This window comes from Methylophaga sp. UBA5088 (assembly GCF_002414625.1).
Classification (GTDB): domain Bacteria; phylum Pseudomonadota; class Gammaproteobacteria; order Nitrosococcales; family Methylophagaceae; genus Methylophaga; species Methylophaga marina.
Genome location: NZ_DIAC01000064.1, coordinates 2,008 through 7,164, shown reverse-complemented (window position 1 = coordinate 7,164; position 5,157 = coordinate 2,008). Strand labels below are relative to the sequence as shown.

The following is a 5,157-nucleotide window of genomic DNA, read 5'->3' as shown; positions in this document are numbered from 1 at the left end:
GGCCTGCCGAATACGGCACAACCGTTCGTCTACCACGACAGATTTGGGGACAGACCTGGTACCCCATTGTTCGCTGGAAACAACGGTTAGGTAAAAAACTACCTTAAATCATGACTATTGGGTCCAAGCTGACTTTAAGCCTATAATGAAATAGTATTAAAACAGTCAGTTGGAGGTTGTTATGGCTGGAGGATGGTCCCGTGACGGGGCGGTACAAGATCAAATAGACGCCAGTGTGGATGACGCGATACAGCAAGCACGCTCACGTTTACCTCAAGGTGAAAGCCTGACGCATTGTGAAGAGTGTGATGCTGAAATTCCCGAAGGCCGACGTAAAGCCATTCCTGGTGTTTACCTGTGTGTGAAATGTCAGGAAGAGATAGATAATGAAAACAAAGCAGCTGGTATGTTTAATCGACGGGGCAGCAAAGATAGTCAGCTTCGCTAAATCCAGGCTTAAACTATTAAACAAAAAAGGGCGAACCGCCCTTTTTTTATGTGTGTGTACAATTCCGTTTTTATTCTGACGCCAGTGTCACAAAACCGTCATACTCCTCATACATAATCAAAAGGTTTAATGTAATTATTATTACATTCTTTCTATACCCGTTGATGGAGTTGACAATGACAAGCAAAGAACAGGTAAACAGCCCTCGCAAGAAATTACTCACTCCAGCTCAAGTTAAACTCTGCAAAGCCATCGCCGCTTCTGACAATGAGTTTAGTACCCGCGCCAGTGCTTTGCTTGCTCTTCATGATGGTGTGACTCAAAAAGAAACAGCGACACAAACTGGATTAAGTATCGGACAAGTACGATACTGGGCGGCACGTTTTCGTCAATTGGGCATGAAGGCTTTTCCTCAAACAGCAAGTGAAGTCAGCTCACAAAAATCAACACTAGAAAAAGCGGTTGTGGAAGACACGCCCAAAAAAGTCAAAAAGAAAGACCGTAAAAAAACCAAAGCTGACAAGGGCAACAAGAAAGACAAAAAGTCCAAGAAAGAAAAGTCCGCTAAAAAAGACAAAAAGAAAGCTAAAAACAAAAAGAAAACAAAGAAATAAGGTTTTTCGATTACCCCAAAACATAAGAATGTAAAGCTAAAGGATGTAAATCACAGCGGCTTTTAAGTACTAAGACTGACAGCGACAAATGTCATTATTAACTCTGGATTACTTATCTTTACACAGATAAAGTTGACTGATAGTCATCTATTGTTCAGCCTGATAGAGCTATTAACAAAAAATTAAGTTATCTAAGAGAGACATATAATGAGAAAAACGTTTTTATTACTACCTTTAGCGCTCTTTGCACAACTCGCTTTTGCTATCGACGCTAATGACGTAGAGGCTTACAAAAAAAATTACAGTGAACAACTTCGTCCAATGGTGATGAAAAAACTGGGCATGGATAGACCCGATCTGACTGCCGGTGCCATTAAAAGAGAAGCGGATGCTTATGTTGCAAAAATGGCGGGCTGCCAACTCGAAGGCTTAGCGATTTTTCCAGAACAGTATCGTGAAAAAGCCATTTTACCTGTGGCACAAGGCGGTGACGTTGCTCAAGCGACACAAGCTTTGAATGAAGAACTCAAAAAAGATATTGATAACGGCAAAATTTCAAAAGATGAAGTCATGACCATTATTCAATCAGCACAGCAAGCTGTGCAGATCTGTGCGAATTCTTGATTCACCTACACCACACAAATAAAAAAGGGCCTTTCGGCCCTTTTTTGTTATGCGGCTATTCCTGAATGTCTTAACAGAGCATCAATTTCAGGCTCTCGTCCACGGAAGGCTATGAATAATTCCATCGGTTCTTTTGAACCACCCTGCTCCAGAATATTATTCAAAAACGCCAGCCCGGTTTCACGATCAAAGATACCTTTTTCTTCAAATTTAGAAAACGCATCGGCTGATAACACTTCTGCCCACTTATAACTATAGTAACCAGCCGCATAACCGCCAGCGAAGATGTGACCAAAGCTATGAGCGAAACGATTAAATTTTGGCGGTTTAACGACAGCTACCTGATCACGCACTTCGGCCAGAATTTTATCCACTTGATTGCCGCCTTCTGGATCAAACTCCAAATGCAAACGGAAATCGAAAATAGAAAACTCCAACTGACGCACCATCATCATCGCTGACTGGAAGTTACGTGCCGCGATCATTTTTTCATAAAGGTCATCAGGTAGTTTTTCACCGGTTTCATAATGACCTGAAATCAGATCTAGTGCTTCCCTTTCCCAGCACCAGTTTTCCATAAACTGACTGGGTAATTCGACCGCATCCCAAGCAACACCGTTAATTCCTGACACACCGGCATAATCAATTTTTGTCAGCATATGATGCAGACCATGACCAAACTCATGGAACAAGGTCGTGACTTCATCATGAGTGAATAAGGCCGGCTTATCACCGACAGGCTCAGAGAAATTACAAGTCAGGAAAGCCACCGGTGTTTGCAGACCTTTGGCTGTTTTTCGGCGCACCAGACATTCATCCATCCATGCGCCGCCACGTTTGTGTTGGCGAGCATATAAGTCCAGATAAAACTGGCCACGTAAGTTACCGTTTGATTCGCGGATTTCAAAAAAGCGTACGTCTTTATGCCAGGTATCGATATCCGTCCGTTCACTAATAACTAATCCGTATAAGCGGTTTACCACAGCAAACAAGCCATTAACGACTTTATCTTCTGGGAAATATGGTTTGAGCTCTTCCTGAGAGATACTATAGCGTTGCTGGCGTAGTTTCTCGGCAAAATAAGTGACATCCCATGCTTGTAATTCATCCATGCCTGCTGTTTCTTTTGCGAAGGCTTTTAATTCTTCAAATTCTTTAATAGCAATCGGTTTACTACGCTCAGCCAGATCATTGAGGAAATCCATCACCTGTTCTGGGCTTTGTGCCATTTTTGTTGCTAAAGAACGTTCAGCATGGTTAGCAAAGCCGAGTAAATTCGCTAGACGATGACGAAGCTTGAGAATATCAGCCATGACCTGAGTGTTATCCCACTGGCCGGCATTCGGTCCCTGATCAGAAGCTTTGGTCGCAAAGGCGGTGTACATTTCTTCGCGAAATTCACGATTATCCGCATAAGACATGACCGGCATATATGAGGGGAAATCCAGCGTAAATACCCAGCCCTCAACATTGTCACGTTTGGCAAACTGCTCTGCCATGGCAATGGTCGACTCAGGTAATCCAGATAACATGTCTTTATCCGTAATATGCTTTTTCCAGCCGTGGGTCGCATCCATCAGGTTTTCTTCAAACTTAGCACTCAGTTCGGTCAGTTTTTGCGTGATGTTTTTATACTCATCACGATCAGCCTGATTAAGTTCTACCCCGGATAAACGGAAGTCTCTGACGGCATTATCAATGACTTTTTTCTGGGCAGTATCCAGCGACGGGTACACCTCACTCTCAGCCAACTGTTTATAAGCACGGTACAAGTCTTCATTTTGTCCCAGTTCTGTACCGAACTCACTCAACATCGGCAAACAAGCGTTATAGGCTTTTCTTAATTCATCCGAATTCACTACAGAGTTCATATGACTGACTGGAGACCAAACACGATCGATTGACACATCAATGTCTTCCATTGGTTCAACCAAGGTTTCCCAAGTGGGATGGCTCACCTGTGTCAGTAATTTATCTACGGCTTGTCTAGCCTGACTTATCGCTTGTGTTACAGCAGGCTCTACATGCTCAGGTTTGATTTCAGAGAAAGGCGGTAATGGGTAATTTTCTAATAATGGATTGCTCATTGGGCGTCTCATTTTGGCTATTGTTTAATGATACGACAATTAATTCAATAAGTTATCGTCATCATTCTGCAACAAAATATTCATGATGCTGCAATATAAGTTCGTTAGTGTGCCCTCAAAATACTAAGGAAACGACACATTATGCAAACACAAGTGAGTCACAAAGAGAAGTTAAAAGTTCGCAGCGTCTGGATTTCTGATATCCACCTGGGGTTTCGAGGCTGCAGTGCTGACTTTTTACTCGATTTTTTGCATAAGGTTGAATGCGATTATTTATATCTTGTCGGTGACATTGTTGACGTGTGGGAAATGAAAAAACGCATGTTTTGGCCTCAGGCACATAATAATGTAATCCGAACCCTACTTGGTAAAGCTAAACACGATACCAAGGTTATTTATGTACCAGGCAATCATGATGAGTTACTCCGTGACTTCGACGGAGCCGTTTTTGGCAATATCGAAATTCAGAACGAGATAGTCCATACCACCGCTGAAGGTAAAAAGTTATTAATCTTACATGGGGATCAATTTGATAGTGTCGTCAAAATTTCCCCACTACTTGCCAAAATTGGTGGGCGGCTCTATGACTACTTACTCAGAGCAAACCGACTTGTTAATTATGTTCGCCGTAAGATGGGTTTTTCATACTGGTCTCTGGCGGCATTCTTAAAACACAAAGTAAAAAATGCGGTGCAATACATCAGTAATTTTGAAGAGGCCGTAGCACATGAAGCGGCGAAACAAGGGGTCGATGGTGTCGTCTGTGGTCATATTCACCGCGCTGAAATTACCCGCATCAACAATGTCGATTACTTCAACTGCGGTGACTGGGTAGAAAGCTGCACCGCACTTGTTGAACACCCTAACGGTAAAATGGAAATTTTATACTGGGCCGATATTATCGAGCAGCCTCACGCTATTGCTCAGGCAGCCTAATGAAGATTGTCATCATCACCGATGCCTGGGAACCTCAGGTCAACGGGGTTGTACGTACCCTGAAACAGACTCGTCGATATTTAATCGAGTTGGGGCATGATGTCCATCTGATTACGCCACAACAATTCAAGACTATCCCCTGCCCCACGTATCCGAGTATTCCTCTCTCTTTATTACCTGGCAGGAAAGTCAAAAAATTACTCGATAGCTATCAAGCCAACGCCATCCATATCGCCACTGAGGGCCCGCTGGGTATGGCAGCAAGACGATGGTGTCTTAGAAACGGTATTCAGTTCACAACGTCTTACCATACCCAGTTCCCTGAATATATCAGACTCAGGCTGCCTATTCCTTTGAGCTGGAGTTATGCCTGGCTTAAACGCTTCCATGGTAAAGCCGTACACACTTTGGTCCCTACAGCCTCACAAAAACAGCGCTTGCTTTCACA

At 43.1% G+C, this 5,157-nt stretch carries 6 protein-coding genes; 5 read left to right on the top strand and 1 reads right to left on the bottom strand.

From position 1 onward, the window contains the following. The first annotated feature begins 181 nt into the window (after nt 1-181). From B4K20_RS08290 to B4K20_RS08280, 3 genes are all read left to right on the top strand, one after another. Nucleotides 182-448, top strand: coding sequence for a DksA/TraR family C4-type zinc finger protein (locus tag B4K20_RS08290; RefSeq protein WP_286303739.1), 267 nt, complete (start codon nt 182-184; stop codon nt 446-448). 176 nt (nt 449-624) lie between these two features. Then, the gene (locus tag B4K20_RS08285) at nt 625-1,062 is read left to right on the top strand and encodes a helix-turn-helix domain-containing protein (protein ID WP_289282547.1); all 438 of its coding nucleotides are present in this window, start codon (nt 625-627) and stop codon (nt 1,060-1,062) included. A 207-nt stretch (nt 1,063-1,269) separates the two neighbouring features. After that, nucleotides 1,270-1,686, top strand: a complete 417-nt coding sequence (locus B4K20_RS08280) for a hypothetical protein (protein ID WP_289282546.1) — start codon at nt 1,270-1,272, stop codon at nt 1,684-1,686. Between the two features lie 47 nt (nt 1,687-1,733). Here the strand turns inward: B4K20_RS08280 and prlC are convergent, their stop codons facing one another. Continuing rightward, on the bottom strand, nt 1,734-3,773 hold the full coding sequence (gene prlC, locus B4K20_RS08275; protein ID WP_289282545.1) for an oligopeptidase A: 2,040 nt from the start codon (nt 3,771-3,773) through the stop codon (nt 1,734-1,736). 141 nt (nt 3,774-3,914) lie between these two features. Here prlC and B4K20_RS08270 point away from each other — a divergent pair, with 141 nt between their 5' ends. Then, nucleotides 3,915-4,709 (top strand): UDP-2,3-diacylglucosamine diphosphatase, encoded by a 795-nt coding sequence (locus tag B4K20_RS08270; protein WP_286303736.1) that lies wholly within the window; start codon nt 3,915-3,917, stop codon nt 4,707-4,709. Next, nucleotides 4,709-5,157: glycosyltransferase (locus tag B4K20_RS08265; protein WP_289282544.1), on the top strand; the 449-nt coding region annotated here is incomplete at its 3' end. The genes B4K20_RS08270 and B4K20_RS08265, both read left to right, overlap by 1 nt.

What these genes read in the sequence shown, in the direction of transcription:
- prlC (WP_289282545.1), bottom strand. Translation starts at nt 3,773, where the DNA reads ATGAGCAATCCATTATTAGAAAATTACCCATTACCGCCTTTCTCTGAA.
- B4K20_RS08285 (WP_289282547.1), top strand. Translation starts at nt 625, where the DNA reads ATGACAAGCAAAGAACAGGTAAACAGCCCTCGCAAGAAATTACTCACT.
- B4K20_RS08280 (WP_289282546.1), top strand. Translation starts at nt 1,270, where the DNA reads ATGAGAAAAACGTTTTTATTACTACCTTTAGCGCTCTTTGCACAACTC.
- B4K20_RS08290 (WP_286303739.1), top strand. Translation starts at nt 182, where the DNA reads ATGGCTGGAGGATGGTCCCGTGACGGGGCGGTACAAGATCAAATAGAC.
- B4K20_RS08270 (WP_286303736.1), top strand. Translation starts at nt 3,915, where the DNA reads ATGCAAACACAAGTGAGTCACAAAGAGAAGTTAAAAGTTCGCAGCGTC.